General features: G+C 69.7%; 24 protein-coding genes. 13 read left to right on the top strand and 11 right to left on the bottom strand.

The annotated features are described in order from the left end of the window. Positions 1-94: 94 nt before the first annotated feature. Complete coding sequence (locus E3T19_RS08995; RefSeq protein ID WP_088457463.1) at positions 95-1,420, bottom strand: MFS transporter; 1,326 nt, start codon at positions 1,418-1,420, stop codon at positions 95-97. A gap of 180 nt (positions 1,421-1,600) precedes the next feature. Here E3T19_RS08995 and moaA point away from each other — a divergent pair, with 180 nt between their 5' ends. Continuing rightward, positions 1,601-2,713 carry a GTP 3',8-cyclase MoaA gene (gene moaA, locus E3T19_RS09000; RefSeq protein WP_134408649.1) on the top strand — a complete coding sequence of 371 codons (1,113 nt, stop codon included), beginning with the start codon at positions 1,601-1,603 and terminating at the stop codon, positions 2,711-2,713. Between the two features lie 44 nt (positions 2,714-2,757). Beyond that, positions 2,758-3,465, top strand: coding sequence for a metalloregulator ArsR/SmtB family transcription factor (locus E3T19_RS09005; RefSeq protein ID WP_166788842.1), 708 nt, complete (start codon positions 2,758-2,760; stop codon positions 3,463-3,465). 56 nt (positions 3,466-3,521) lie between these two features. Here the strand turns inward: E3T19_RS09005 and E3T19_RS09010 are convergent, their stop codons facing one another. Continuing rightward, positions 3,522-3,860, bottom strand: a complete 339-nt coding sequence (locus tag E3T19_RS09010; protein ID WP_103459341.1) for a non-heme iron oxygenase ferredoxin subunit — start codon at positions 3,858-3,860, stop codon at positions 3,522-3,524. A gap of 125 nt (positions 3,861-3,985) precedes the next feature. Here E3T19_RS09010 and E3T19_RS09015 point away from each other — a divergent pair, with 125 nt between their 5' ends. The 6 genes from E3T19_RS09015 (at position 3,986) to E3T19_RS09040 (ending at position 11,222) form a co-directional block, all read left to right on the top strand. After that, positions 3,986-4,312 (top strand): DUF2249 domain-containing protein, encoded by a 327-nt coding sequence (locus tag E3T19_RS09015; RefSeq protein WP_240632282.1) that lies wholly within the window; start codon positions 3,986-3,988, stop codon positions 4,310-4,312. 27 nt (positions 4,313-4,339) lie between these two features. Beyond that, the gene (locus E3T19_RS09020; RefSeq protein ID WP_194092042.1) at positions 4,340-5,548 is read left to right on the top strand and encodes a hypothetical protein; all 1,209 of its coding nucleotides are present in this window, start codon (positions 4,340-4,342) and stop codon (positions 5,546-5,548) included. Continuing rightward, a complete protein-coding gene (locus tag E3T19_RS09025) occupies positions 5,545-8,184 on the top strand; it encodes a multicopper oxidase domain-containing protein (protein WP_134408651.1) in 2,640 nt (879 codons plus the stop codon). The genes E3T19_RS09020 and E3T19_RS09025 overlap by 4 nt, the downstream gene beginning before the upstream one ends. Then, positions 8,181-8,945, top strand: coding sequence for a Crp/Fnr family transcriptional regulator (locus E3T19_RS09030; RefSeq protein WP_241980099.1), 765 nt, complete (start codon positions 8,181-8,183; stop codon positions 8,943-8,945). Before E3T19_RS09025 ends, E3T19_RS09030 begins: the two co-directional genes overlap by 4 nt. 89 nt (positions 8,946-9,034) lie before the next feature. Continuing rightward, positions 9,035-9,274, top strand: coding sequence for a heavy-metal-associated domain-containing protein (locus tag E3T19_RS09035; RefSeq protein WP_103459338.1), 240 nt, complete (start codon positions 9,035-9,037; stop codon positions 9,272-9,274). 22 nt (positions 9,275-9,296) lie between these two features. After that, complete coding sequence (locus tag E3T19_RS09040) at positions 9,297-11,222, top strand: cation-translocating P-type ATPase (protein WP_134408652.1); 1,926 nt, start codon at positions 9,297-9,299, stop codon at positions 11,220-11,222. Here the strand turns inward: E3T19_RS09040 and E3T19_RS09045 are convergent. The 9 genes from E3T19_RS09045 to E3T19_RS09085 form a co-directional block, all read right to left on the bottom strand. After that, positions 11,184-11,852, bottom strand: a complete 669-nt coding sequence (locus E3T19_RS09045) for a lysoplasmalogenase (RefSeq protein ID WP_088457455.1) — start codon at positions 11,850-11,852, stop codon at positions 11,184-11,186. The genes E3T19_RS09040 and E3T19_RS09045 overlap by 39 nt on opposite strands. 74 nt (positions 11,853-11,926) lie before the next feature. Further along, the gene (locus E3T19_RS09050) at positions 11,927-12,805 is read right to left on the bottom strand and encodes an alpha/beta fold hydrolase (protein WP_198415047.1); all 879 of its coding nucleotides are present in this window, start codon (positions 12,803-12,805) and stop codon (positions 11,927-11,929) included. 37 nt (positions 12,806-12,842) lie between these two features. Continuing rightward, the gene (locus E3T19_RS09055) at positions 12,843-13,319 is read right to left on the bottom strand and encodes a hypothetical protein (protein ID WP_134408653.1); all 477 of its coding nucleotides are present in this window, start codon (positions 13,317-13,319) and stop codon (positions 12,843-12,845) included. Between the two features lie 81 nt (positions 13,320-13,400). Beyond that, the gene (gene cofD, locus E3T19_RS09060; RefSeq protein ID WP_103478524.1) at positions 13,401-14,903 is read right to left on the bottom strand and encodes a 2-phospho-L-lactate transferase; all 1,503 of its coding nucleotides are present in this window, start codon (positions 14,901-14,903) and stop codon (positions 13,401-13,403) included. Between the two features lie 18 nt (positions 14,904-14,921). After that, complete coding sequence (locus E3T19_RS09065) at positions 14,922-15,920, bottom strand: ABC transporter ATP-binding protein (protein ID WP_103478525.1); 999 nt, start codon at positions 15,918-15,920, stop codon at positions 14,922-14,924. 125 nt (positions 15,921-16,045) lie between these two features. After that, positions 16,046-17,197 (bottom strand): putative F420-0 ABC transporter permease subunit, encoded by a 1,152-nt coding sequence (locus E3T19_RS09070; protein WP_103478526.1) that lies wholly within the window; start codon positions 17,195-17,197, stop codon positions 16,046-16,048. 51 nt (positions 17,198-17,248) lie between these two features. Next, positions 17,249-18,241, bottom strand: coding sequence for a putative F420-0 ABC transporter substrate-binding protein (locus E3T19_RS09075; protein WP_103478527.1), 993 nt, complete (start codon positions 18,239-18,241; stop codon positions 17,249-17,251). 372 nt (positions 18,242-18,613) lie between these two features. Continuing rightward, a complete protein-coding gene (locus E3T19_RS09080; protein ID WP_166788843.1) occupies positions 18,614-19,978 on the bottom strand; it encodes an FAD-binding oxidoreductase in 1,365 nt (454 codons plus the stop codon). A gap of 89 nt (positions 19,979-20,067) precedes the next feature. Further along, entirely contained in the window at positions 20,068-21,396 is a 1,329-nt protein-coding gene (locus E3T19_RS09085) for an aminotransferase class I/II-fold pyridoxal phosphate-dependent enzyme (RefSeq protein ID WP_241980101.1), read from the bottom strand. A gap of 241 nt (positions 21,397-21,637) precedes the next feature. Here E3T19_RS09085 and E3T19_RS09090 point away from each other — a divergent pair, with 241 nt between their 5' ends. The 5 genes from E3T19_RS09090 (at position 21,638) to E3T19_RS09110 (ending at position 26,922) form a co-directional block, all read left to right on the top strand. Continuing rightward, entirely contained in the window at positions 21,638-22,516 is an 879-nt protein-coding gene (locus E3T19_RS09090; protein WP_103478530.1) for a nitrilase-related carbon-nitrogen hydrolase, read from the top strand. A 161-nt stretch (positions 22,517-22,677) separates the two neighbouring features. Beyond that, the gene (gene hydA, locus E3T19_RS09095) at positions 22,678-24,129 is read left to right on the top strand and encodes a dihydropyrimidinase (protein WP_103478531.1); all 1,452 of its coding nucleotides are present in this window, start codon (positions 22,678-22,680) and stop codon (positions 24,127-24,129) included. Positions 24,130-24,140: 11 nt separating this feature from the next. Beyond that, entirely contained in the window at positions 24,141-25,157 is a 1,017-nt protein-coding gene (locus tag E3T19_RS09100) for a TIGR03842 family LLM class F420-dependent oxidoreductase (RefSeq protein ID WP_134408655.1), read from the top strand. Then, the gene (locus tag E3T19_RS09105) at positions 25,154-26,098 is read left to right on the top strand and encodes an ABC transporter permease (RefSeq protein WP_134408656.1); all 945 of its coding nucleotides are present in this window, start codon (positions 25,154-25,156) and stop codon (positions 26,096-26,098) included. Before E3T19_RS09100 ends, E3T19_RS09105 begins: the two co-directional genes overlap by 4 nt. Beyond that, positions 26,095-26,922 (top strand): ABC transporter ATP-binding protein, encoded by an 828-nt coding sequence (locus E3T19_RS09110; RefSeq protein ID WP_088457443.1) that lies wholly within the window; start codon positions 26,095-26,097, stop codon positions 26,920-26,922. Before E3T19_RS09105 ends, E3T19_RS09110 begins: the two co-directional genes overlap by 4 nt. Positions 26,923-26,976: the final 54 nt, after the last annotated feature.

The raw sequence follows: 26,976 nt of genomic DNA on the forward strand, positions 1-26,976 counted from the left end.
TCGGCCGTCGGGCCAGGCCCGCCACGAAACACCGCCCCCACCAGCCCCGCCGGGCATTCCGCCGGGGGATGGCGGGGTGAGGGGGGCGGAGGGGCTAACCGGGGTAGGGGGCGTTGGGACGGGCGTAGAAGATCCAGGCCAGGACCGTGCAGAAGACGCAGAACACGGCGCAGCCGATGAAGAACGCTGTCGGGCTGATCGCCGTGAGCGCGATGCCCACGATGAACGGGCCGAACGCCGCGATCGCGGAGGTCCAGGCGATGGCGCCGCCGGCCTGGCGTTTGGGGAATATCATCGGCATCTGCTTGAAGGTGCCGCCGTTGGCCAGACCCGCGAAAAAGAAGATGATCAGCATCCCGGTGAGGAAGCCCCAGAACTCGCCGACACTCGACGGGGTGAGGAAGAACGCGGTCAGAACCGTGCCCACCACCATGCCGGCACCGCCGACGAAGGTGAAGACCGCGCCGCCGAACTTGTCGCAGAACGGGCCGCTGGCCGCTCGCACGGCGGCTCCCACGACAGGGCCGATGAACGCGAATGCCAACGGGTTGGGTGCATCCGGGAAGTCGCCGTAGACGTTGAGGATGATCAGGCCCATCTGGGCGGCCAGGCCGCTGTATGCGCCGAAGCTCATCAGGTAGATGGCGGTCATGATCCAGGTGTGCTTGATCTTGAAGATGTCCACCTGCTGCGCGAAGTTGGCCGTGATGGGCACCCGGCGCAGATACAGGATCGAGAGCACCATCGCGAGCAGAGCCCAGGGGATGAGCACCAGTCCACCATTGTGCAGCCAGACCAGTTCGCCGTTCGCGCTGGACTGCGGGGTGAGGGCCGCCGTGCCGAGCAGACCGAAACCGACAACCCAGGGCAGCAGAAGCTGGATGAGGCCGATACCGAAGTTACCCAGTCCCGCCTGCAGCCCGAGCGCGGTGCCGGCCAGGCGCTTGGGGAAGAAGTAGCTGGTGGAGGCCATCAGGCCGGAGAACGCGCCGCCGCCGATGCCGGCCGAGAACGACAGGCAGAGCAGCACCCAGAACGGGGTGGAGGTGTCGCGTACGGCGAGGGTCCAGCCGAGCATCGGCAGGATCAGTAGCCCGGACGACATCGCCACCAGATTGCGGGTGCCCATGATCGGCGGCAGGAACATGAAGACCAGCCGCAGGATGCCGGCGGCCAAGCCGGGCAGGGCCACCAGCCAGTACAGCTGGCCGGGCGTCAGCGAGTAGCCGATGTCGTTCAGTCGCGGCGCGATCGCGCTCACCAGGTACCAGGAGGCGAACGCGAGCGTCAGGCTGAAGGTGGTGATCCAGAGCGTGCGCCAAGCGAGCTTGGAGTCCCACGTCTCTTCGTTTTCCGGGTCCCAGTTGGACAGGTCCGGTTCGAGGCGGCTGCTGACGGCGGTGGAAGCGGCGGCTGACATGAAAGCTCCTGGTTTCCGGTCGGATGAGAGCGCACCTGCTGGTGCGCTCAAGGTCAGCCTGACCGTCGCCGAAGGCCCCGACAACGAGCGAACACCGTGAAAAATGATCCGTGCCCGCCGCGGCCGCTGCGACCGGACACGATGCGGCGAACCCGAACCGTTCGGGGTTAGGGTCGGTGTATGTCCGGCGTACCGATTCCCGTGCGCGTCATCGAGCCTCTGGCCGGTGATGTGCCGCTCGGGCCTGCCCCGGCCCCTGATACCCAGCTCGTAGACACCCTCGGTCGCCCGCTGCACGACCTGCGCCTCTCGGTCACCGACCGGTGCAACTTCCGCTGCGTGTACTGCATGCCCAAGGAGATCTTCGGCAAGGACTTCGCCTTCATGCCCCGCGACGAGATGCTCTCGTTCGAGGAGATGACCCGGCTGGCGCGTATCTCGGTGGCGCACGGGGTGGAGAAGATCCGGCTCACCGGCGGCGAACCGCTGCTGCGCAAGGGCCTCGAAGAGCTCATCGCAATGCTCGCCGCCCTCCGCACCCCGGCGGGCCGGCCCGTGGACATCGCCCTCACCACCAACGGTTCCGCCCTGGCGATGAAGGCGCAGGCGCTCAAGGATGCCGGCCTCAAGCGCGTGACTGTCTCCCTCGACTCCCTCGACGACACCACCTTCCGCACGATGAACGACGTCAACTTCCCGGTCGCCCGCATCCTGGCCGGCCTCGACGCCGCCCACGCCGTCGGCCTGGGTCCCATCAAGATCAACATGGTCGTCAAGCGCGGCCAGAACGACCACGACATCGTCAACATGGCCCGGCATTTCAAGGGCACCCCCTACATCCTGCGATTCATCGAGTTCATGGACGTGGGCACGAGCAACGGCTGGGACATGGCCGCCGTGCTGCCGTCCAGTGAGGTGCGTGACCGCATCCACGCCGAACTGCCGTTGCAGGAAGTGGCGCCCAACTATGCCGGCGAGACCAGCCGTCGTTGGCGGTACGTCGACGGCGAGGGCGAGATCGGCCTGATCTCCAGCGTCACCCAGTCGTTCTGCCACACCTGCTCCCGCGCTCGGGTCTCCACCGACGGCAAGCTGTTCACGTGCCTGTTCGCCAGCGGCGGCCATGACCTGCGCGCGCTGCTTCGCGATGGCAGCAGCGACGAGCAGCTCTCGGCCGCGATGGGTTCCATCTGGCGGCAGCGCACCGACCGGGCCTCCGCATTGCGCAGCGCCCAGACCGGAGCGGTGCGCTCCTCCGGCACGAAGATCGAGATGTCCTACATCGGCGGATGATCGCCGCCCGGTCCGGTTTAACCGCACGCTGCTACTCTAAAATCATGGTTTCGACCGATCAGAGTGACGCCAGGCACGCGGCCCTGGCCAGTGAGCCGCGCCGCCGGGTGCTGGGCCTGCTCACCGCTGCCGCCGAGCCGCTGGACGCCGTCACCGTCGCCGCGGGCATCGGCCTGCATGTCACCACCGCCCGGTTCCACCTGGAGCAGCTCGAGGCCGTGGGACTGGTCGAGCGCCAGGTGGCCAGGGATGGCCAGCGTGGCCGCCCGCACGTGCTGTTCAGCCCGGTGGCGGCGCCGCTGCCCGTCGAAGATGCCCAACTGCAGCTCACCCAGGCCCTCGCCTCGGTGATCGGCGAGGACGCCGACGGCGGTCGCGCCCGCTCGGTGCGCGCCGGCGAGCGCTGGTCGGCGCAGTACGCGGCCGGGGCGGATGCCGCCGATCCGGTCGACCTGGTGGGCACCCCGTCCGCCGCCTCGGCCGGAACCGACATGGTGCCTCCGTTGCTGCGGGTGCTCACCGAGATCGGCTTCGAGCCTCAGCTGCGCGCAGACGAGAACACCATCGCGCTGCCGGCCTGCCCGTTCCGGGCCGAGGCGCGCGCCAACCCCAATGTAGTCTGCTCGGTGCACCTGGGCCTGATCCAGGGCCTGGTGCGGGAGCGAGGGCACGACGCGTCCGCCATCCGCCTGCTCCCGTTCGTGCAGCCCGACCTCTGCCTCGTGGAGTTGCCTCCGGGTCTCGCGGACTGAGGGAAATGCCCCCAGTGCGGGCCGAAGTCGGTGCTTTTCTCACAGTTCGCGAACTGTCACCCCACGTAGGAGGACACGTCGACCTGCGCGGTTACGTCCACGTAGACGTCGCCGTCAACGATGGTGAGCGGGTAGACCGGCACCGGCTCTGAGGCCGGCAGGGTGCGGGCCCGCCCGGTGGACAGCTCGAACCGGCCGCCGTGCGCCCAGCACTCCAGGTCGTCGCCCTCGACGAAGCCGTCGGAGAGGGAGATGTCGGCGTGCGAGCACATGTCGCCGAGCGCGAAGCAGTTTCCGGCGCTGTCTTTCACCAGGGCGACCGCCACACCGTCGACCATCACCTTGATCGCCTCGCCGAGCTCGAGCTCGGATTCCGCGCACACCCTGGTTGCCATCTGTTTCTCGTTCCTGCCGATTCTTCTTGCGGCCTGGGCCGATGGGACGAACGTCCCGATTAAAAGGATAGACATCCTCTAAAGTGACTCACTAGGGTCATTCGACCCGGCGAAGGAGAATTTCTGTGACTGCCGAACCGATCAACCTCTCATCCAGCCGCCCCGGTGCCGTGGATGTCGAAGCCCCCGCCGGGCATGCCTGCGCCTGTGGACACGAGGACACCGAGAAGATCGTCCTCGACTCCCGCACCATCCCGCACGCCATCCGCCACGCCACGATCTTCGGAGCCCTCGGCGCCATCCAGCCCGGCTTCGCCCTCGACCTGATCGCCTCGCACAACCCGCTGCCGCTCCTCGGCCAGCTCGAGAGCAGCCGCCCCGGCGACTTCGTCGTCTCGTACCTCGAGAACGGCCCCGAAACCTGGACCATCCGCCTCACCCGCGCCAACTAGCCGGCACCTGCCCGCCCGTCGCCGCCGATGACCACGTTCAGCCCCCTCCGCCGCACCGGCAGCGCCCTGCGCGGCACCGGCCCGGCGGCACGGCCGAAGGTCACCGGCCGGTTGGTCTTCCTGCTCCTCGGCGGCATCGCCCTGCTCGCCGGCCTCGACGGCGCCCTGCTGCTGCTCGGCCTGGCGGCCCCGGTCGACAGCGCGCGGCTCGGTGCGGTGCACGGGCCGCTGATGGTGTTCGGCTTCGTCGGCACCGTCGTCGTGCTCGAGCGGGCCGTGGCCGTGCGCCGCGGCTGGGCGTACCTCGCCCCTGGCCTGCTCGGCGCCGGCGGCCTGGCCCTCATCTCGCCGCTGCCGGTGGTCGTGGGCCAGGTCGCCCTCGTCGCCGGTTGCGCCGTGCTGCTGGCCATCTACGCCGAGATCTGGCGCCGGCAGGGGTCGGTGTCCACCGCTGTGCAGGTGCTCGGCGCCGTCGCCGGGCTGATGGCCACGGTGTTGTGGCTGCGCGGTATCGGCATCCCGCAGCTCGCGCCACTGCTCATCCTCTACCTCGTGCTCACCATCGCCGGCGAGCGCCTCGAGCTGTCCCGCATCTCGCCCACCGTGAACCGTCGAGCCGAACAGTGGATGCTCGGCACCAGCCTCTCCCTCAGCTTCGGCTCGGTCATCGCCCTGGTCTGGCCGATCGCCGGCTACCCCCTCCTGGGCGCCGGGATGCTGGCGCTGGTGGCCTGGCTGTTCCGCCACGACATCGCCACCCGCATGGTGCGCTCGGTCGGGCTGCCCCGCTACATGGCCTGGTGCCTCCTGGCCGGCTACGGCTGGCTCGTCGTGGTGGGCGGCATCTGGCTCCTGCAGGGCCCGGTCTACTCCGGTCCCGGCTACGACGCGATGATGCACGCCGTGTTCCTCGGTTTTGTGATGTCGATGATCATGGCCCACGCCCCCACCATCCTTCCTGCCGTGCTGCGCCGACCGCTGCCCTACCGACCGATCATGTACCTGCCGGCCGGGCTGCTGCACGCCTCGCTGCTGGCCCGGGTCCTGTTCGGTGACGCCTACGGTGTGCCGGCCCTGGTGCAGTGGGGCGGCGTCTTCAACATCGTCGCGGTGCTGCTGTTTGTACTGATCGCCGTGGTCTCGGTGCTGCGCGGCAGCACCGTGTTGCCCGCGCGAGCAGCAGCGCGCAGTACCGCCGTGCCGCCGGCACCCTCCCCGCGAGGCTCGCTCTTATGAAGGACAAGCTCTGGCACATCGTCTCGGGCATCCTGGTGCCGGCCTGGCTGGTCGCCGCGGTGGTCTTCACCTTTTTGCACCGCCTGGTGCCGTCATCGGGGTGGTTGCTCGTGCACCTGCTGCTGCTCGGCGCGGTGAGCACCGCCATCCTGATCTGGAGCCAGCACTTCGCCGACACCCTGTTGCGACGCAAGGCCCTCGGCCACCGGCTTTCGCTGGGGCTGCGGCTGAGCGTCCACACCGTGGGCGCGACCCTGGTGATGACGGGCATGGTCATCGACGGGTACCCGCTGGTGCTGGTCGGCGGCATCCTGGTGGGCCTGAACGCGATCATTCACGCCATCGTGATCGTCGGCCAGTCCCGCGGCGCGATGCCGGGCCGGTTCGCCCCGCTGGTGCGCTACTACGTAGCCAGTGCGCTGATGCTGGCCGCCGGCGTGGTCCTGGGTATCCTGATGGCCAGGCTCGACGGTGGCGGTGAGGACTACGAACGCCTCTTCATCGGGCACCTCGGCCTCAACCTACTGGGCTGGGTGGGCCTGACCGTGATCGGCACCATCGCCCTGCTTTGGCCCACGGTGCTGCACACCCGCGTGGAGGGCGCCACGCTCGCCGGCGGGCACACCCTGATGGTGCTCGTGGGCGCCCTCGGTCTGCTCGCCCTCGGTTGCCTGGCCGACCTGCGCCTGATCGTGGCCCTGGGCGTGCTGGTCTACCTGGCCGGGCTGGGCCGGGTGCTCTGGGAGGCCGTCGGCCACCTGCGCCGCGCGCCCGCGGTCACCTTCGCGGCGTGGAGCCTCGGCGCCGCGATGGTCTGGTTCGCGCTCTGCACCCTCGGTTTCGGCCTGCAGCTGGTACTCGCCCCGAGCTGGACCGCGGCCGCCGCCGGCGTGGAAACCCTGGTGCCCTACTTTGCGGTCGGCTTCGCCGCCCAGATCCTGCTCGGCGCCCTGAGTCACCTGGTGCCCGTGGTGCTCGGCGGCGGCCCGCCCGCCCTCAAGGCCACCGCGGCCGAACTCGACCGCGGCGGCCTGGTCCGGGTCGTCCTCGTCAACGGTGCCCTCGTCCTCTCGCTCCTGCCGGTTTCCAGCACCATTACCGTGCTGCTGTCGGTGCTGACCGTGGGCACCCTGGCCAGTTTCCTGGTGCTGTTCACCCTGGCCCTCCGCACCAACCGTCGGGTACGCGCCCTCCCGCTGGTGCGGATCGCGCCGGGCGAACGCACCGCGCCGACCGAGCGACCCCGCAGCACCGGACGGATGCTCGCGGCCGCGACCGTGCTGCTGCTCACGGTGACCGCGGGCATCGTGGCCGACCCGGCCTCAATCGGCCTGTCGACCATGGCCGCCCCGGCCGCCGGCACGGCCGCCGCCGCGACCGGGCACACCACCACGGTGGCGGTGAACATGGTGGACACCCGCTTCGTACCCGACCGCATCGAGGTGCCGGTCGGTGACGAACTGGTGATCGAACTCACCAATAGCGATGACATGGTGCACAACCTGGTGCTCGAGTCCGGGCTGGTCTCCTCGTCGCTCGACCCTGGCGCCACCGAGACCGTGGCAGTGGGCGTGATCGGCGCGAGTGTGGACGGCTGGTGCTCGATCGCCGGACACCGGCTGCTGGGCATGGAGATCAGCATCATCGCGGTGGGCGGCGGCAGCGCCACTGACGACATGACCGCGGATGACATGGCCGCGGCTGACTCCGGCCACGCCGGCCACGGCGCGGCCGCGACTGGGGCATCCGCCGCCGACGACCTCGACCCGATGGCTGAACCCGACGCTGATTTCCAGGCGAGGGACGCCGCACTGCCGCCCGCCGCATCCGCCACCGTGCACCGGCAGACCCTGACCGTGCGCAATGTGGAGACCGAGGTGGCCCCGGGGGTCACCCAGATGCTGTGGACCTTCAACGGCACCGCGCCCGGCCCCACTCTGCGCGGCACTGTGGGCGACGTGTTCGAGATCACCCTGGTGAACGAGGGCACGATGGGGCACTCCATCGACTTCCATGCCGGCGACGTCGCCCCGGATGAGGTGATGCGCACCATCCGACCCGGCGAGAGCCTGGTCTATACGTTCACCGCCACCCGGTCCGGCATCTGGCTGTACCACTGCTCCACCATGCCCATGTCGGTGCACATTGCCAACGGCATGTTCGGTGCCGTCATCATCGACCCGCCCGGGCTGGCCGAGGTGGATCGGGAGTACCTCGTCGTGCAGTCCGAGCTCTACCTCGGCACGCAGGGCGGCGAGGTCGACGACCTCAAGGTCGAGGCGCAGACCCCAGACATGGTCGTCTTCAACGGCTACGCCAACCAGTATGCCGCCCGCCCTCTCGCGGCCCGGGTGGGTGAGACCGTTCGCGTCTGGGTGCTGGCTGCCGGACCCAACGTGGGCAGCGCCTTCCACGTCGTCGGCGGCCAGTTCGATACCGTCTATAAGGAGGGCGACTACACGCTCAAAGACGGCGGCAGCACCGGAACCGGCGGCTCCCAGGTGCTCGACCTCGCCGCGGCGCAGGGCGGGTTCGTGGAGCTCACCTTCGGCCAGGCCGGTCACTACCCGTTCGTGAGCCACGTCATGTCGGATGCCGAGAAGGGCGCCCGCGGCATCCTCGAGGTGCTCCCGTGAGTGAGGCCCGGCGGTCGGTGCCGCTGCGCTCGGTACCGCTGCGCAGTACCTGCGGTCGCCCGCACCCGTGCCCGCCCGCGATGCAACTGCGGATCCTCGAGCAGATCGTCCTCTTCCACGGCCTGTCCGGCACTGAGCTGGCCTCGATCGGCGCACGGATCCAGTCGCTGGCCTGGTCGGCCGGCGAGGCCGTGTTCACCGCAGGCGACCCCGCCGAGCACGTCTACCTGCTCGCGGCCGGCCAGGCGAAGGCCTTCCGCACCACCCCGACGGGCCAGCGCACCAGCCTCGACTTCTTCGGGCCCGGCGACGTGCTCGGCGGCCTCACCTGGGCCGGCCGCAGCGGATACACCGAGACGGCCGTCGCCCTGGTCACCACCTGCGCCCTCCGCATCGACGCCGGCGCCTTCCGCGAGGTGATGCTCGCGCATCCGTCGGTGGCTCTCGGCGTGCTCGACGTGGTCTCCGACCGTCTCGCCCGCGCCCGCTCCACCGAGCAGCAGCAGGCCTCCAACACCGTCACCGAACGGGTGGCGGCCGGCCTGCTCCGCCTGGCCGACACCTTCGGTGTGCCGGGTGACGAGCCCGGCGCGACCCTCATCCAGCTGCCCCTGACCCGGGCCGACCTGGCCGCCATGGCCGGCACCAGCGCCGAGTCGGTGTCCCGCACGATGAGCCGGCTCCGCCGCGACGGGCTGATCGACTCGGGTCGGCGTTGGACCGCGGTGCTCGACCGGACCGGTCTGCTCGCGGCAAAGTGACGGCCGTCATGGTCGCCGCCAGGCAGCCTCCGTAACGTCGTGAATGCCCCGGTCAACCGGGGTGCACGGCACACCGAAAGGCACCCATCATGACCACCCTCACCTCACCCAGCACCCACACCATCCTGCGGGCCGACGGCTTCTCCTGCCCCTCCTGCGTCGCCAAAATCGAGAAGCTGATCGGTCGACTGCCCGGCGTCACCGGCGTCGCCGTGTTTTTCTCCTCCGCCCGCATCGAGATCGACCACGACCCGGCCGTCGTGAGCACGGATGCCCTCATCGCCGCGGTCGGCAAGGCCGGCTACCCCGCCCGCCTGGCCGCGTTCTGACCGGCCAGGCTGGGGGAGTGACATGCGCACCGCGGCCGGGATCGGCCGCCGCCTGACCACCCGGTGGACGATTCCGGTGGTATCAGGGACGCTGATCGCGGCGGCCTGGCTGGCCGGCCCGGTGCCCGCGCTGAGCCTGGCCTCGGACGCGGCGATGGTGGCGGCCGCCGTTGTGGCCGGCGCCCCGATCGCTCGGGCGGCCCTGCGCGGCCTGTCCGGGCGGCTGGTCGGCATCGACCTGCTCGTCACCGTGGCCACGGTGGGCGCGATCGTGCTCGGTGAATACTGGGAGGCCGCAGCGGTGACCGTCCTGTTCGCCATCGGCCACGCCCTCGAGACGGCCACCCTGAACCGCACCCGGTCCGCCCTGACCGCCCTTGTGGCGCTGGCCCCCGACGTGGCCCTCGTGCTCCGCGATGGTGCGCAGACCGAGGTGCCGGCCGCCGACGTGCTCACCGGGGAGACCGTGCTGGTCAAGTCCGGCGCGCGGGTTCCGGTGGACGGCACCGTGCGGCACGGCACCGGCACCCTCGACGAAGCCTCGATCACGGGCGAATCCCTCCCGGTGGCCAAGGCTCCCGGCGACAGGGTCTTTGCCGGCACGATGTCCACCGGCGGGTTGTTGCAGGTCGAGGCCACCGAGGTCGGTGCGGCCACCACCCTGGCCCGCATCGTGCACAGGGTCGAGGAGGCGCAGGATGCCACCGCCCCGACCCAGGTCTTCATGGACAGGTTCTCCGCCTGGTACACCCCAGGCATCCTGGTGCTCGCCGTGGTCGTCGGGTTGCTTTCCGGCGACCTGTTCCTCGCGCTGACGCTGCTGGTCATCGGCTGCCCAGGCGCCCTGGTCATCTCGATTCCCGTCGCGATCGTCGCCGGCATCGGCCGCGCCGCCCGGTCCGGAATCCTGATCAAGGGCGGCGAGTTCCTCGAGAGCGCATCGAAGGTCACCGTCGTCGCCGTCGACAAGACCGGAACCCTCACCAGGGGTCGCCCGCGGCTGACCGACGTCGTGGTGCTGAACCCAGAGCTGACCCGCGCCGACGTGCTCGGCTGGGCCGCTCGGGCCGAGGCCGGCTCCGAGCATCCGCTGGCCGGAGCGATCGTGCTGGCCGCAGCGGAGCACGCCCTGGAGACGGTCGGTGCGGCAGATCGCGGTGCCGGCGGAACCCTCCTGCCCGACACCATCACGTCGATCCCCGGCCAGGGCATCACCGCCACCGTGGCCGGGCGTTCCGTGCTGATCGGCAACCCGGCGCTGCTGGTCGCTCACGCCATCGACGACCCGGATGCGGCCGTCACGGTGGCCGCCGACCTCGCCGCCCGCGGGCGTACGCCGCTGATCGTCGTGATCGACGGCACCGTGGCCGGAGTCCTCGCGGTCGCCGACGAGGTGCGCCCCGACGCCGCCGGTATGGTGGCGGCCTTGCGCGCCGCCGGGGTGCACAGGGTCATCATGCTCACCGGCGACGGGCCGCTGGTGGCCGCGGCTGTCGGCGCCGCGGTCGGCATCGACGAGATCCGGGCATCGCTGTTGCCGGAGGACAAGCTCGACGTCGTGACGCGGCTGCAACAGGATGGCCACGTTGTGGCGATGGTGGGCGACGGCGTGAACGACGCCCCGGCGCTGGCCACCGCGGACATCGGCATCGCGATGGGCGCGGCCGGGTCGGCGGTGGCGGTCGAAACCGCCGACATCGCCCTGATGGGTGACAACCTGCTGATGCTCCCCGCGGCCATCGACCTGGCCCGGCGCACCGTGCGCACCATGCATCAGAACGTGGCCCTCGCCCTGGTCACGGTGGCGCTGCTGCTGGCCGGGGTGCTGTGGGGCGGCGTGACCATGGCCGTGGGGATGCTCGTGCACGAGGCATCCGTTCTCCTCGTGATCGTCAACGCGATGCGGCTGTTACGCCGTAGCCGCCCGAGCCCGCTCGTGCCGCAATAGCCCCCACACTATGAGCGTCTGGGCCGCGATATAGGTGACCATGATCAGGAAATCCGCCAGGGGGATGCCGGCATCCGGCAAAAACCTGTTGATCGCCAGGAGCGAGTCGGAGACGACGAACAGCGCCCCGCCCCAGGCGACCCAGCGGTTGCACCGAGACGCGAAGGCGGCCATCGCGGAGAGCACGATGCCGTACGCGATGACCGGAACCAGCAGCGAGCCGGTATGCGGGCCCAGGATCATCAGCAACACGACGAGCCAGACCGCGTAGGCGATGGCCCACCATTGCACCCGGCGTACCGCGATCCGGGAGACGAAAAGCACGAGGTAGGTGATGTGCGCCAGCAGGAAGAAGACCAGGCCGACGACGAACCACCACGGGATCGTGACGTCTCCCACCCACGAGAAGAACAGCGCGACCACCCCGAGCACAATCGCCGGGGAGCGACGCTGCGGCGCACCCCAGATGAGCCCGGTCGCCAGGGCCGGCATCAGCAGCGGCTTCGTCCACTCCGCCAGGCCGTGCAGCGACAACAGGATGGCGCCCAGGTGTATCAGACCGACCACGATGATGGGCAGAAACGGAACGACGGGAGATGCCGATCGGACCGTGGCGCGGGATTTTTCCACTGTGCTCACTTCGATGTGGGGCGGATGTCTCACTCACTGTACCGAGGTGCGGCCGGAGCATGCAGGCTCACTGGTCAGCGCGTGATGTCATCGTTGCCCACGCCCGGTTCGGCCAGGGTGGCCGGCGAGCCGGCGTCGTCGGGCGGGTCCAGGAACGAGAGCACGTCCGGCAGGAACCGGGGATCCAGCATGGTGCCCAGATGCCCGCGCCCGGGGTACAGGGCCAGGGTGCCGCGGGGGATGCCCTCGGCAGTCTCGCGGAACAGCTCGGCCGAGTAGAAGGCATCCCGGCCCCCGCCGATCACCAGGGTCGGGGCGACGATATCGGCCAGCCTGGTGTGCAGGTCGAAGGCATCCTCGGCCCGGATCGTGGTGATCAGGTCGGCCGTGGTGTGGCCGAAGAATCGCGCACCGACCAACCAGCCGAGAGCAGCCAGCAGCCGCCTGGATTGAGTGCCGGCTCCGAGCATGCGCATCATTTCGGCACTGGCGGCCCTCGGTCGTCCGTCGAGCACGTTGTCGGCGGTCCGAAGCTGGGTGTCCCGGCCCTCGTCGCCCAACCGATACGCGGCCGACACGATCACGAGCCGTTTCACCACGGCGGGATGGTCGGCGGCCAGCTGCAGCGCCACACTGCCGCCGGTGGACTCGCCGATCACGTCGACGGGCTCGTCGAAGCGCCGCAGCATCGCGTTGGCGTAGTCGGCGGCGATATCGGCCATGGTGGCGCCGGGCTCGAGGCCAGGGCGGCGGTTCACCCACCACACCCGGCGGGACGCGGCGAAGGGCAGCAGCTGCCGGGTCTGGAAGCGCCGGTCGGAGCCCGTAGGCGGCTCGTGGTTGGGCGTGATCCCGGCCAGGAAGACCAGCGGAGGGCCGGCGCCGACGGCGAGGAACGGCATCCCGCCCGGCCAGGTGCCGTAGACGCGGGGCGGCGGGGGAGTTGGAGACATGAGGTTGGCCCTTCGCTCGCGGCGGTATGCGGTTGTCTCAGGTTCGGTTCTCGGTGCTCTGCGACGGGGGCGGATCGGTGTGGCGCGCCTTGGTGGTCTCCTGGCGCTCGTCTGCCGTGCCGACACCTGTCGCGGGGTCGTCGTGGCGTCCGCCGTGGCGCGTGTCCACGGTCGGATCGATCTCGTCGGCATGCCGACTCTGCTTCTCGGAGTGGGCGCGCAGCTCCTGCGCTTGGGATTGGCGCTGGTCGGCCTCCTGGCGCAGGCGGTCGGCGTCCACTTGCGCCTGCTGGGCATCCGCCTGAGCACGGGTGGCCTTGGCCTCGTTCTCGCGGGCGTCGAGGGCACGGGCCTCCGCGTCCCGGCGCATCTCCTCGGCCCGCTGCTGGTCGGCACGGCGTTTCTTCTCGCGCTGCTCCCGGCCACGCCGGGACGCGACGACCGCAATGACGCCGATGATCGCGAGCACGACGACGATACCCACGATGATCCAGATGACCGTGGCAGTGTCCATGACAGTTCCGCCTTCCGTACAATCGAACCGGCTTACCGGTGATAGTAGGCCGCTCGGCGGAGTTCCGCTTGGCCGGGCGGGTCAGGCGCGGGGCAGCACCTCGATCAGCCGCAGTCGTTCGAGCACGACCTCGGTGTCGTCGGTGACGGTGAAGGCAGGATCGCCGAGGTACGCGCGCATGTCGTCGCTGTGCCAGAAGGACTCGTGGCCGACCCGCCAGGCGGCCACGGAGTCATAACCCTCGCCCTCAGCGCGGGCGTGGTCGAGATCCACGGCACCGAGACGCACCACGCGCATCCCCGTGGTCTCGATGATCGCCGCCGGGCGGCCGGCCGAGTCGATCACGACCTGCCGGCTGCCGATCACGGGCAGCGGCTCGTCCTCGATGCCGTATTCGATGAGTGTGGACGTCGTCGACGTTTTCGAGCCGTCCAGGATCGCGGCGACAAGCTGGTCGCGTAGCGGGCCGGGAAAGGCGAACTCCGCGATCGGCAGGTCGTGGGTCGCCGGGTGAGCGGCGGCCGTCAGGTCGGCGGCGATCCGCAGGGCCTCGGCGGCGATCTGCGCCGTGGCGGCCACATCGCTCATCCAGAGCGGCACGGCGGTCGAACGGATGCCGGCGGCCTCGAGCGCGGGCACGGCGTCGGCATCCGTCTCGTCGACGAGCCAGGCGTCGAGCACGCCGTCGCGTTGGCGGGAGCCGTAGTGCAGGCCCACCGCGAGGGCGGAGGTCTCCACGCCGATGGTGGTCAGGCAGGTGTCGGCCATGCCGCGCACAGCGGCGCCGGAGATGATCGGTGAGATGCCCACGACCCGGGCGGTGGTGGCGCGCAGGGCTTCGCGGATGCCAGGGATGCTCAGGATCGTGCCGACCGAGACGACGGGGTTCGACGGCGGCAGGATCACCAGGTCGGCGCTGAGGATGGCGTCGATCACGCCGGGCGCCGCGACGGCGTCGGCCAGGCCCACCTGCACGAACTCGGTGACGGGTTGGCCGGCGCGGTAGCGCACCCACCATTCCTCGAAGTGAATAAGGTCGCCCGCGCGGTGCTCGTCGGCGTCGGCGGCCAGGCGCACGTGGGTCTCCACGAACTGGTCGCTCATCGGGAGCAGGCGCGCGCCGGGCTTCCAGCGGCGGCAGAGGAACTCGGTGGCGGCGCTGAGGGTGGCGCCGCCCCGGAGCAGGTCGGTGCGCACGATGTGGGTGGCCAGGTCGAGGTCGCCGAGGGTGAACCAGGACCAGCCGCGCCCGTAGGCGGCGATCTCGGCGGAAGTGCGCCGGGACTCGTCGGGCCGGCCCCAGCCCTGCTCCTCGCTGATGCCGCCGCCGAGGGTGTACATCACGGTGTCGAGGTCGGGGCAGATACGCAGCCCGTCCAGCCACATGTCATCGCCGGTGTTGACGATCACAGTGACCTCGCCGGCGGTGCCGTCCTGCGCCGACGTGCCGGAATGTGCACTTTCCGGGCCGCCGAAGGGGGCATTTGCGGCAATTCGCTCGTCGCCTGGTGCCAGCTGTTGCAGCAACCCGCGGGTGAAGCGGGCGCCGCCGACACCGCCGGCGAGGACTGTGACTCGGGTCATGGGGTTCCTTCTGCAGGCCTAGGGGTGCTGGTGCGAGTTGCCAGTTGCGGCTGGTTGACCGGCGCTGAGGGGGCGCGATGTGGCATTTCGTGGGGGAGTGGGGCGCGAGTTGCCAGTTGCGGCCGGTTGCGGGGCGCTGAGGGGGCCTGAAGTGGCATCTCGCGCCGCGGGCGGGGCGGATGGCGGCGGCTGCTCGTCGGGCCCGGAGAACACGATCACCGGCCGTCCCGTGCGGGGGTGCGGCACGATGTCGCAGTCGACGCCGTAGACCGCCCGGATGGTGTCGGGTCGCAGTACCTCGGCGGGGGTGCCGAACGCCGCGAGTCGGCCGCCCTGCAGCAGCACGATGTGGTCGCAATAGGCGGCGGCGAGGTTGAGGTCGTGCAGGGCGAGCACCGAGGTGAGGCCCAGCCCGCGCACCTGGTGCAGCAGCGACAGCTGGGCGCTCACATCGAGGTGGTTGGTGGGTTCGTCGAGCAGCAGCAGGCTCGGCCGCTGGGCCAGGGCGCGGGCGATCTGCACCCGTTGCTGCTGGCCACCGCTGAGGGTGTGCCAGCGCCGGTCCACCAGGTCGGTGGCGCCCACCATCGTCAGCGCGTCCGTGGCCACGGCGAGGTCGTCCTCGCCGCCGAAGCTGCCCAGCAGCCGGCTGCGGTGCGGGATGCGGCCGAGCAGCACCACCTCCCGCACGGACAGGTCCACGCTGGGCGCCACGTTTTGCTCGAGCAGGGCGATGCGCCGGGCGGCCTCCCGCCGCCGCAGCTGCCCCACGACGGCGCCGTCGAGGGTGACGGTGCCGGCATCCGCCCGGTCGATGCCCGCGATGATGCGCAACAGGCTGGACTTGCCCGCCCCGTTCGGTCCGAGAAGCCCCGTGACGGTGCCGGGCGGCAGGGTCGCCGAGACACCCTGCAGGATGCGCGTGCCCTCGATGCTCAGAGACACCCCGTCGAGCACGACCCCGGCGTCGCCCGGCGTGCGCGAGTTGCTCGAAAGTGCCGCTTCAGAGCTGCTCATGAGGGAGTTTGCGGCAACTCGCGAGCCGGACTCTCCCGAATTGCGGGAAAGTGCCCCTTCAGAGCCCTCGAAGGGGGTATCTGCGGCAACTCGCGGTGCGGCCGCGGCGGCCGCGTGCTCGCGACTCATGCCCAGGCCGCGCTTCGTTTGCGCTTGATCAGCAGGATGAACACGGGCACGCCGATGAACGCGGTGATGATGCCCACCGGCAGCTCGCGTGGGTCGAAGACCGTGCGGGCGAGGGTGTCGGCGAGCACCAGGAACAGTGCCCCCACCACCGCGACGAGCGGCAGCAGGCGCCGGTGGCCCGGCCCGCTGAGCCCGCGCACCAGGTGCGGCAGGATCAGCCCCACGAAGCCGATCGCCCCGCTGACGGCCACCATCGCTCCGGTGAGCAGGGCCACCGCCACGAGGAATCCCCAGCGGGTGGCGTTCACGTTGATGCCCAGTGACGCGGCGTTGGTGTCACCGAAGGTGAACGCATCCAGCCGGCTGGCGGCGAGCAGGATGCCGGTGCCCACCACGGCCAGCGCGACCGCGGAGATCAGTACGCTGCTCCACGAGCTGCCGGCCAGGGAGCCGAGCAGCCAGTTGAGGATCTCCCGGTAGGAGTCGCCCTTGGCCGCCCAGAAGATGATGAACGAGGTGCCTGCCGAGCCCAGCTGGGCGATCGCCAGCCCGGCCAGCACGGCCCGGCCGGGCGTGATGCTGCCGCCGACGCGGGCGATATTGAGGGTGGCGAACAGGGCGATCAGGGCCCCGGCGAACGCGGCCGCCGGCAGCGCGAAACCGATGCCGAGGATGACCACGCAGACCGCGCCGAGCGACGCCCCGGAGGACAGGCCGAGCAGGTAGGGATCGGCCAGCGGGTTGCGGGTGACGCTCTGCATCACCGCTCCGCTGAGCGCCAGGCCCGCGCCCACCATGGCCGCGGTGAGCACCCGCGGCATCCGCAGCTGCCAGACGATGGCGTCGGTCAGCGGTGGCACCGGGGTGTCGCCGGCGAGCCCGGGCAGGCCGAGGTGGCCGGCCACACTGCCCCAGACCTGCGCCAGGCTCACGTCGGCCGGGCCGATCGTCACGGCCACCGCGCTGCCGAGCACGAGCGCCACCAGCGCTGCGACCAGCCAGACCAGGTACCGGGCCGTGCCGCTGCGCCGGGCGCGAGCTGATGCCGCGGATGCGCCGGATGCGCCGGGCGAGCCGGACCCCCCGGGCGCGGCCGACCCGCTGGGCAAGTCGGTGCCGAGGCCCTGCCTGCTCGGGGTGACGGTCATCCGCGGTCCTTCGAATCGGGTTGGTGTGCGGTCTGGCTGCCTGCCGTCGGCCTACTTGGCCTCGAGCGCGGCGAGCTGGTCGATGATAGACCCGGCGGCCTCCACGTTGCGGATGCCCGCCTCGGTCGCCGCGAACGGCACCACGATGTAGCGGTCGTTCACCACGGCGTCGAGCCCGGCAGTCGCCGCGTTGGCCTTGAGGTTGGCGATCTTCGAGTCCGCGGTGTTCCAGGTGGCATCCACGAGCACGATCACGCTCGGGTTCGCCGCCACGACGGACTCCCAGCCGGCCGAGGTCCAGGTGTCCTGCACGTCGGCGAAGATGTTGGTCAGCCCCGCCGCATCCATGATCAGCTGCGGCGAACCGATGCCGGCGCCCACGTACGGGGTGTCGGTGCCGCTGGAGTACCAGAGTGCGGTGGTGTCACCGGTGGCGGGCTCAAGCGCGGCCAGTTCGGCCTCCTGCTCGGCAACCAGTTCGGCGGCGGCATCCGGCACGCCGAACAGGGCCCCGGCCTCGTCGATCTCGGCGAACACGGTCTCGAAGGTCAGCGGGTCCGGCATGGCGTCGCCCTTGCACGCGGCCGGCGAAACATAGCTGCCGATGCCCAGGTCGGTCAGCGCGGCACGCTCGCCGACGCCCTCGGCGGAGAAGTTCGACTCCCAACCGCCGTAGATGAAGTCGGGGGTGAGCGCCAGAACGGCCTCCTGGCCGGGCACGAAATCGCTGATCACGTTGAGATCGGCGCCGGCGTCGGCGAGGGATGCCGGCAGCGGGCCGTCGAGGAACGCCGAGCCCACGATGCGCTCGCCGAGTCCCAGGGCGAGCAGCAGCTCGGTGGTGTTCGACTTGATCGTGACGATGCGCTCCGGCGCGGCCTCGAGGGTGAGCGTGGTGCCGCAATTCTCAACCGACACCGGGAAGGCACCGGCGTCGCCGGCCGAGGCGCTGGGAGCCGGCGCGGCGGCCGTCGATCCGGAGGCGCAGCCGGCGAGCAGCAGCACGGCCGCGGTGGTGGCGATGGCGGGGTAGCGAGTCTTCATGGGACCAATCTGAGCGGCGGGAGCCGGGCATCCGTCGACAAGGTCGCGACGTAACGGACCGAACACGGTGTCGCGGGCGACACAGGCACCGGCCGGCGCCGCGGAACGCGTCGGAGCAGGCTCGAACGAGGTGGGGGTGAAACTGAAGGCAAAGCCCCGACCTGCCGCCCAAATCCGGGCCGGCGCAACCGGTCAGATCGAACCGGGGGTCACCATCAGCCTAAACCCCTGCTGTTCGGGGCGGATGCCGTGGTCGGAGCGCGAATGGGCCGGGCGGCCGACTGTTGCCCGTGCGGACATCTGCGCCCGGTGTGCCGGCAACACTTGTCCGGATCGGCAACAGTTGTTCGGCGCCCGCCCCGCGGACCGGGCTCAGGGCACGATGTTGAGGTTGTGGGCCAGCACGTTCTCGGGGTCATAGCGACGTTTCGCCGCCCGCAGCCGGTCCAGGGTGGCCGGCGGGTACGCCAGGCCGAGCACGTCGGGATACGCGCGCAGATTGAAGCTGCCGTAGGTGCCCGTCAATCTCGCGGCCACGACGCACCAGCCGTCCAGGATGCGCCGCTCGGCCTCGTCGGGGGCATCCAGCGGCAGGAACGCCGCCGACATCACCAGCACCTCCACATCACGGTGCGCGAATGCCGTGGCAGCTGCGGGCACCCGGTTCATCGCCCCGCGCAGGTAGCGCACCATCAGCACCGCCGAATCGGGCGCGGCGTTCGCGATGGTGAGCCGCTCGATGAGCTCGTCGTCGAAGTCCCTGGCGAAGCCGTTGCGGTCGACAATCCGGATCGACCCCGGCGGGGCCGATGGTTCGTCGAAGACCTCCACGAAGAGCGTGAGTTCCACGTCGTTGCCGGTCACCCCCGGCAGAGCGAGCAGGGGCCGGATGGCCGACATGGCCTCGCCCTGGTCGGCACCGCCGTAGCAGACCAGAATTTTTGTCTCCGCGGGCATCTCCGGTCCGAACTCGGGCGTCGCATACACCGTCGAATTGAGTTCTTCCGGAGACGCGCGCATGACGTCCCGCCAGCCGCGCAGAGTGTCGGCGAGATGCGTCGGCCGCACGTGGATGGTGCCGAAGACCACACCCCGCAGCGGGTGCGCCTGGAAGGTGAACCTCGTGACGACGCCGAAGTTGCCGCCGCCCCCGCGCAGTGCCCAGAACAGCTCCGGCTCACTGGATTCGCTGGCCGTCACGACGGCGCCACTGGGTAGCACCACCTCGACCTCACACAGGCTGTCGATCGCCAGGCCATGTTGTCGCACCAACCACCCGATGCCGCCGCCCAGGGTGAGACCGCCAACGCCCACCGTGTAGGTGTCACCGCTGGAGACCGCCAGATCGTACTCGATCAGTTCCTGGGCCACACCGCCCCAGGTCGCGCCGCTGCCCAGCCGTACCCGGTTTCCTTCGAGAACCTCAACGTCACGGATGCGGGAGAGGTCCAGCACCATTCCGCCATCGTTGGTGTTCAACGGGCTGTGCCCGCCGCTCCGTACCGACAGCACAAGGCCCTGGGCCCTGGCATAGGCGATCGCCGCCGCGACATCTGCCGCAGTGGTCGGTCGAACAGCCAGCGCGGGACTGCCGACCTTCCCGTAGGCCGTGGCCGCCATCAGGAATTCGTCCGAATCGGGCAGGAGAACAGTGCCCGCGAAGCCGTCGATCATCATTCCTCCACACCTGTCGAGCGCGGCGTCGATCATGCCCGAGTCGGATCCGCCGGACCGCACCGGTGAGTCTCCGGTTGCGCCTAGCATGCCCCCCCCGGTCCCGGCGCCCGCGACCCCGGCCGCGATTGCGCCAGATGAGCGCGGATGCGTCAGCGCCCGGCCGCAGCCACGATCGCCCGCGCCACCGGCACCATGTCGTCCACCAGCACCCCTGCCGTCACCCGAATGAACGCCTCGGACCGGTCCACCGCGAGAAACGGGCTGCCGCCGGCCACCCGGATGCCGGACGCCGCCAGCCTCACGATGGCGTCGCGCTCGTCGGCAACCGGCACCCAGGCGTTGATGCCGTCGGCGCGGGCGAGGGGCAGGCCGAACCCGGTGAGGGTATCCGCCAGCGCCTTCTGCCTTGCGAAGTACACGTGCCGGGCCTCGAACACCAGCGCCATGCTGGCACTGTCGGTGAGCAGCTCGTGCAGGATGGTCTGCAGCATCCGGCTGGTCCAGCCCGGGCCGAGCATCCGCCGGGACACGATCCGGTCGACCAGGGCGGTCGGCCCGCCGAGGGCGGCGATACGCAGGTCCGGCCCGTGCGACTTGGAGTAGCTGCGCACGTGCAGCACGCGCTCGGGCAGCCAGCGGCCGAGCGACACGTCCGGGGAGGTGCTGATCGCGCCGGAGTGGTCGTCCTCGATCACCACGGTATGCGCGGCGCGTTTACTGGCGGCCAGCAGTCGGGCCAGCTCCTCGGCCCGGTCCGGCGACATCGACGCGCCGGTGGGGTTGTGCGCGCGCGGCTGCAGGATGACCGCGGCCGGCGACTGCGCCAGCGCCGCCTGGAAGGCGGCCGGGTCGATGCCCTCCGCATCCACCGCCACGGGCAGACGTTCGATGCCCATCTGCTCGAGCAGGTCGAAGAACGGTGGGAAGCCCGGGTCTTCGACGATGACCCTGTCGCCGAACCTGGCCACCTGCTCGAGGCTGCGGGAGATCGCGTCGAGGGCCCCGTCGACCACCGTGATCGACTCGCACCGGTACGGCCAGGACCCGGTCAGCACGGTGAGCAGTTCCGGGATCACCGGTGACGCCTGGTAGCTGGGCGTCATCGCCCGCTGGGACACCCTGGAGAGCGCGGGGCCGAGCGCGGGCAGCAGAAGCGGGTCCGGCATGCCCCGGGACAGGTCGATGCGGGTGTCGCTCAGATGCCCGGCCAGCGACTGGGTGCGGGCCGGCAGCCAGTGTGGGGACTGTTCCCGCACGAAGGTGCCGCTGCGGCCGCGGGAGACGATCAACCCCGCTGCGGAGAGCGCCTGCCAGGCGTGGCTGACCGTCGCGGGGCTCACCCCGAGTCCGCCGGCGAGGTCCCGCACCGTGGGCAGGCGCTCGCCGGGGGCGATCCGGCCGGTGCTGATCAGCCGGCCGAGGGCGGCGGCGATTCCGGCCGGCGTGGCCTGTTCGATCTCGTCCAGGTATAGCTGCACGGGGTCCTTCCGGGGCAAATGCTTGCCAGCAGCATCCTCTGACGACAGGATGATGATTTACGCATGCGTCATGTGAAGAAACAGAACAGAAATGTTTACGTCGAATAATAACAAAACCGGACACCGTAACGTGGCTCGATCTCGACAGGCTCTCTCACCGTTCAGCTCGCAGAACATCGCGTTGCCGTCCGACCCCCGCTGACGAGGTTCCACAGTGTGAGACCCAGTGGAGGCAGACAGTATGAGCGTTGACACACCCAGCCGTGGCACAGCAAACATCGTGCGAGCGGCGATCACCCAGACCACGTGGACGGGGGACATCGACTCGATGCTCGACAAGCACGAGAAGTTCGCCCGCGATGCGGCCGCAGACGGCGCGCAGGTGATCTGCTTCCAGGAGCTGTTCTACGGCCCGTACTTCGGCATTACCGAAGACGCCAAGTACTACGACTATGCCGAGGCGGCCGACGGCCCCATCGTGCAACGCTTCGCGGCCCTGGCCAAGGAGCTCAACCTGGTGATGGTGCTGCCCATCTACGAAGAAGAGCAGCCCGGCGTGTACTACAACACCGCTGTGGTGGTGGATGCCGATGGCACCATTCTCGGCAAATACCGCAAGCACCACATTCCCCACCTCGACAAGTTCTGGGAGAAGTTCTACTTCCGCCCCGGCAACCTCGGCTACCCGGTCTTCCACACCGCCGTCGGACCGATCGGCGTGTACATCTGTTACGACCGGCACTTCCCAGAGGGCTGGCGGGAGCTGGGCCTGAACGGCGCGCAGATCGTCTTCAACCCCAACGCCACCAAGCCCGGTCTGTCGAACCGGCTCTGGGAAATCGAACAGCCGGCCGCGGCCGCCGCGAACGGATACTTCGTGGCCGCGCCCAACCGGGTGGGCCGGGAGGACAACGAGTACGGCGAGGACGCCGTGACGTTCTACGGCACCAGCCAGTTCGTCGACCCGCAGGGCAACTACGTGGGCGAGCTGGGCAGCGGCGTCGACGAGGAGGTCGTGATTCGTGACCTGGACCTGGGCATGATCCGCCAGGTGCGCAACAACTGGCAGTTCTACCGGGACCGCCGCCCGGACTCGTACACCTCGATCCCCAAGCCGTAAGGGCAGCACCCGTCACCCGACCTCGAAACCCGGCCATCCGTCGGTCGAGCCTGTCGAGACCCCGCGACCGAGCCTACGTTCAGAGAACAGCTCACGGGGTTTCGACAAGCTCAACCAACGAGACGGGCGCGACCCGCAGACGAAGCAGCGAACAGGAGAACATCGTGAAGACCCTGATCAAGAACGGCACCGTGGTCAATTCCACGGGAACGGCCACAGCGGATGTGCTGATCGACGGCGAGAGAATCGCCGCGGTGCTCGCACCGGGCTCCACCCTGCTCGGCTTCGACATCGAGCGGAACGTCGACACCGTCATCGACGCGGCCGGCAAGTACGTCATCCCCGGCGGCATCGACGCGCACACCCACATGCAGATGCCGTTCGGCGGCACCGAGGCCAGCGACACCTTCGAGACCGGCACCCGCGCCGCGGCGTGGGGTGGCACCACGAGCATCGTCGACTTCGTGGTGCAGTACGCCGGCGAAAACGTGCTTGACCAGTACCACCTCTGGCAGGAAAAGGCCCGGGGCGAGTGCGCCATCGACTACGGCTTCCACCAGATCCTCTCCGACGTACAGGACTCCTCCCTCGTCGCGATGGACGAACTCGTCAACGAGGGCGTCTCCAGCTTCAAGCTGTTCATGGCCTACAAGGGAGTGTTCCTCTCCGACGACGGCCAGATCGTCAAGGCCATGCAGAAGGCAGCGAGCAACGGCAGCATGATCATGATGCACGCCGAGAACGGCAGCGTCATCGACCTGCTCGTGCAGCAGGCCGTCGCCGCCGGCAACACCACGCCCTACTATCACGGCCTCACCCGGCCCTGGCAGGCCGAGGAGGAGGCCACCCACCGGGCGATCATGCTCGCCAACCTCACCGGGGCGCCGCTCTACGTGGTGCACGTGAGCGCCAAGCAGGCCGTGGAGCAGATCGCCGTCGCCCGGGACCGCGGCCAGAACGTGTTCGGCGAGACCTGCCCGCAGTACCTCTATCTCTCACTCGAGGACCAGCTCGGTGCCCACAGCGAGGAGTGGGGCGACTTCGAGGGCGCCAAATGGGTCTGTTCGACACCGCTTCGCTCCAAGGCAGAGGGCCACCAGCACCACATGTGGCAGAGCCTGCGCACCAACGACATCCAGATGGTCTCCACCGACCACTGCCCGTTCTGCATGAAGGGACAGAAAGACATGGGGCTCACCGACTTCTCCAAGATCCCCAACGGCATCGGGTCGGTCGAACACCGGATGGACCTGCTCTACCAGGGCGTCGTCGACAAGCAGATCTCCCTCGAACGCTGGGTGGAGGTCACCTCCACCACCCCGGCGCGGATGTTCGGTATGTACGGCACCAAGGGTGTCATCCAGCCCGGTGCCGACGGCGACGTGGTGGTCTACGACCCCAATGGCCACACCTCCATCGGGATGCCCGAAGCCGGCCTGGACAAGACCCACCACATGAACATGGACTACTCCGCCTACGAGGGCTTCGAGATCGACGGCCACGTCGACACCGTGCTCTCCCGCGGCAAGGTCGTCATCGACGACAACGCGTACCTCGGCGCCAAGGGTGATGGCAAGTACATCAAGCGCGGCCTCAGCCAGTACCTGATCTAGGCGGGAACCCCATGGACTTCGGCGCAGTACTCCAGACCAACCCGCCCTCGGCGCGCACCGTGCAGCTGGCCCAGTTGGCCGAGAACCACGGCTTCAGCCACGTGTGGACCTTCGACTCGCACCTGCTCTGGCAGGAACCCTATGTGATCTACAGCAAGATCTTGAGCGAGACCCGCAAGGTGATCGTGGGCCCGATGGTCACCAACCCGGCCACCAGGGACTGGACCGTCACGGCGTCCACCTACGCCACCCTCAACGAGATGTACGGCAACCGCACCATCTGCGGGATCGGGCGTGGCGACTCCGCGGTGCGGGTCACCAACGGCCGGCCCAGCACCCTGAAGACGCTGCGCGAATCGATTCACGTCATCCGTGAACTCGCCAACTCCCGGGCGGTCGAGTACAACGGTGCCACCCTCCAGTTCCCCTGGAGCAGGGGCTCCACCCTCGACGTGTGGGTGGCCGCCTACGGCCCGCTGGCGCTCAAGCTCACCGGCGAGGTCGGCGACGGGTTCATCCTGCAGATGGCCGACCTCGACGTGGCCGAATGGATGATCAAGACCGTGCGCACCGCCGCCGAGAACGTGGGTCGCGACCCTGACGCCATCAAGTTCTGCGTGGCCGCGCCGATGTACATCGGTGACGACATCCAGCACATGCGCGACCAGAACCGCTGGTTCGGCGGCATGGTCGGCAACCACGTGGCCGACATCGTGGAGAAGTACGGCCAGTCCGGGGCGGTGCCGCAGGCCCTGACCGACTACATCAAGGGCCGCGAGGGCTACGACTACAACGAGCACGGTCGCGCCGGCAACACCCACGCCGACTTCGTGCCCGACGAGATCGTCGACAGGTTCTGCCTGCTCGGGCCCGCCGAGGCTCACATCGAGAAGTTGAAGGCGCTCAAGGAACTCGGCGTCGACCAGTTCGCCGGCTACCTGCAGCACGACAATAAAGAAGACACGTTGCGGGTCTACGGCGAAACCGTGATCCCCGCCCTCGCCAACCACATCACGGCCAAGGCATGACCCCGGCCGGCTCCGTGCGCACCGGACCCGCAAGGTCCAGCGCGGCGGCGCGGGGCCGGGCCTGGCTGGGGCAGGGGATGCCGCGGCGCATCCTGGTGGGCGCCCTCGGCCTGCTTGTGCTCGCCGTGCTCTGGGAGCTCTACATCTTCTTCGGCCCCGAAGACGGCGTGGTCATCGGCGGTCTCACCGTGCTGCCGCGGGCCAGCGAGATGGCGATGCCGCACCTGTGGGTGATGCTCGAGCGCATCCTGGAGCCCGTCACCGGCAGCGCCAGCGCGGTGCCGATGTGGCAGGCCGTTTTCGAAGCGTCCCTGTTCACCCTGGGCATCTCGGCCGTCGGCTGGATCGTCGGCGTCACGGTGGGCCTGGCCCTGGCACTGCTGATGCAGCGCTTCACGCTCGCCGAATCGGCCATCCTGCCCTGGGTCATCCTCAGCCAGACCGTGCCGCTGATCGCGCTGGCCCCGCTGGTGCGGCGGTGGGGCGCGCAGCTTGAGTTCGGCGCCTTCACCTGGGAGAACTGGATGTCGGTGGCGCTGATCGCGTCCTACCTCGCCTTCTTCCCGGTCTCGATCGGCGCGCTCAAGGGCCTCGGCTCCCCGGACACCAACCACGTTGACCTGATGCACTGCTACGCGGTGGGCTGGTGGAAGACGCTCTGGCGGCTGCGGTTGCCGGCCAGCGTGGGCTACCTGCTGCCTGCCCTCCGCCTCGCGGCGGCCAGCGCCGTGATCGGCAGCGTCGTCGCCGAGGTGTCGATCGGTCTGCGCGGCGGCATCGGCCGGCTCATCGTCGAATACGCCGGCGCCGCCGGCAGCGACCCTGGCAAGCCCTGGGCCCCCATCTTCGGGTCGATCCTGGTCGGCCTCGTCGCCGCCGGTTTTGTCGGCCTGATCTCACTGTTCCTACGTCGATTCCGCAGGGGAGAGGTGGCCGCATGACCACGGCAGCAGCACCGGTACAGCACGCCGTGGAGGTGACCGACGTCAGCCGGGTCTTCGCCGGCCGCAAGGGCGCATCCGTCACGGCCCTGGATGCGGTGAGCCTCACCGTCGCCCCCGGCGAATTCGTTTCGCTGATCGGGCCCAGCGGCTGCGGCAAGAGCACCCTGCTTCGGCTGATCGCCGACCTCGACACCCCCACCAGCGGGTCGATCAAGGTGTTCGGCAAGACCGCCAGTCAGGCGCGCATCGATCAGGACTACGGCATCGCCTTCCAACAGGCCGGCCTGCTGCCCTGGCGCACGGTGACCGGCAACATCGAACTGCCGCTGGAGCTGCACGGCGCCGGCAAGGCCGCCCGCCGCGAGCGCGCCGCGGAGCTGATCGAACTTGTCGGCCTGAGCGACTTCGCCGGGCACTACCCCGACCAGCTCTCCGGCGGCATGCAGCAGCGGGTGGCCATCGCTCGCTCGCTGGCCGAAAGCCCGAGCCTGCTGTTGATGGACGAACCGTTCGGCGCGCTCGACGAGATGACCCGGGAGCGCATGCAGAACGAGCTCGTGCGCATCTGCGCCGAGACCAGCGCCGCCGTCGTCTTCGTCACCCACTCCATCCCCGAGGCGGTGTTCCTCTCCAACCGGGTGGTGGTGATGTCGCCGCGGCCCGGCCGCATCCGCGACGTGCTCGGCGTGAACCTCGGCCGCATGAGCGACCGCGGCGAGAATCTGCGCGAAGACGCGGACTTCTTCCACTCGGTCAGCCAGGTGCGCGAGCTGCTGCACGGCAGCGCCCCCACCGGGCCGCGCGGGGTCGAGACGCGATGAGCGCCGGCGCGAGCACGCGCGTGGCTGCGCAGGCCGGGCCGGGCCGGCCGGGCG

Source organism: Cryobacterium sp. TMT4-31 (genome assembly GCF_004403385.1).
Classification (GTDB): Bacteria; Actinomycetota; Actinomycetes; order Actinomycetales; family Microbacteriaceae; genus Cryobacterium; species Cryobacterium zongtaii.

Bases quoted from the DNA above. Each gene is read 5' to 3' on its own strand.
- E3T19_RS08995 (WP_088457463.1), bottom strand. From the start codon at position 1,420: ATGTCAGCCGCCGCTTCCACCGCCGTCAGCAGCCGCCTCGAACCGGAC.
- moaA (WP_134408649.1), top strand. From the start codon at position 1,601: ATGTCCGGCGTACCGATTCCCGTGCGCGTCATCGAGCCTCTGGCCGGT.
- E3T19_RS09005 (WP_166788842.1), top strand. From the start codon at position 2,758: ATGGTTTCGACCGATCAGAGTGACGCCAGGCACGCGGCCCTGGCCAGT.
- E3T19_RS09010 (WP_103459341.1), bottom strand. From the start codon at position 3,860: ATGGCAACCAGGGTGTGCGCGGAATCCGAGCTCGAGCTCGGCGAGGCG.
- E3T19_RS09020 (WP_194092042.1), top strand. From the start codon at position 4,340: ATGACCACGTTCAGCCCCCTCCGCCGCACCGGCAGCGCCCTGCGCGGC.
- E3T19_RS09025 (WP_134408651.1), top strand. From the start codon at position 5,545: ATGAAGGACAAGCTCTGGCACATCGTCTCGGGCATCCTGGTGCCGGCC.
- E3T19_RS09035 (WP_103459338.1), top strand. From the start codon at position 9,035: ATGACCACCCTCACCTCACCCAGCACCCACACCATCCTGCGGGCCGAC.
- E3T19_RS09040 (WP_134408652.1), top strand. From the start codon at position 9,297: ATGCGCACCGCGGCCGGGATCGGCCGCCGCCTGACCACCCGGTGGACG.
- E3T19_RS09050 (WP_198415047.1), bottom strand. From the start codon at position 12,805: ATGTCTCCAACTCCCCCGCCGCCCCGCGTCTACGGCACCTGGCCGGGC.
- E3T19_RS09055 (WP_134408653.1), bottom strand. From the start codon at position 13,319: ATGGACACTGCCACGGTCATCTGGATCATCGTGGGTATCGTCGTCGTG.
- cofD (WP_103478524.1), bottom strand. From the start codon at position 14,903: ATGACCCGAGTCACAGTCCTCGCCGGCGGTGTCGGCGGCGCCCGCTTC.
- E3T19_RS09065 (WP_103478525.1), bottom strand. From the start codon at position 15,920: ATGAGCAGCTCTGAAGCGGCACTTTCGAGCAACTCGCGCACGCCGGGC.
- E3T19_RS09070 (WP_103478526.1), bottom strand. From the start codon at position 17,197: ATGACCGTCACCCCGAGCAGGCAGGGCCTCGGCACCGACTTGCCCAGC.
- E3T19_RS09075 (WP_103478527.1), bottom strand. From the start codon at position 18,241: ATGAAGACTCGCTACCCCGCCATCGCCACCACCGCGGCCGTGCTGCTG.
- E3T19_RS09090 (WP_103478530.1), top strand. From the start codon at position 21,638: ATGAGCGTTGACACACCCAGCCGTGGCACAGCAAACATCGTGCGAGCG.
- E3T19_RS09100 (WP_134408655.1), top strand. From the start codon at position 24,141: ATGGACTTCGGCGCAGTACTCCAGACCAACCCGCCCTCGGCGCGCACC.
- E3T19_RS09105 (WP_134408656.1), top strand. From the start codon at position 25,154: ATGACCCCGGCCGGCTCCGTGCGCACCGGACCCGCAAGGTCCAGCGCG.
- E3T19_RS09110 (WP_088457443.1), top strand. From the start codon at position 26,095: ATGACCACGGCAGCAGCACCGGTACAGCACGCCGTGGAGGTGACCGAC.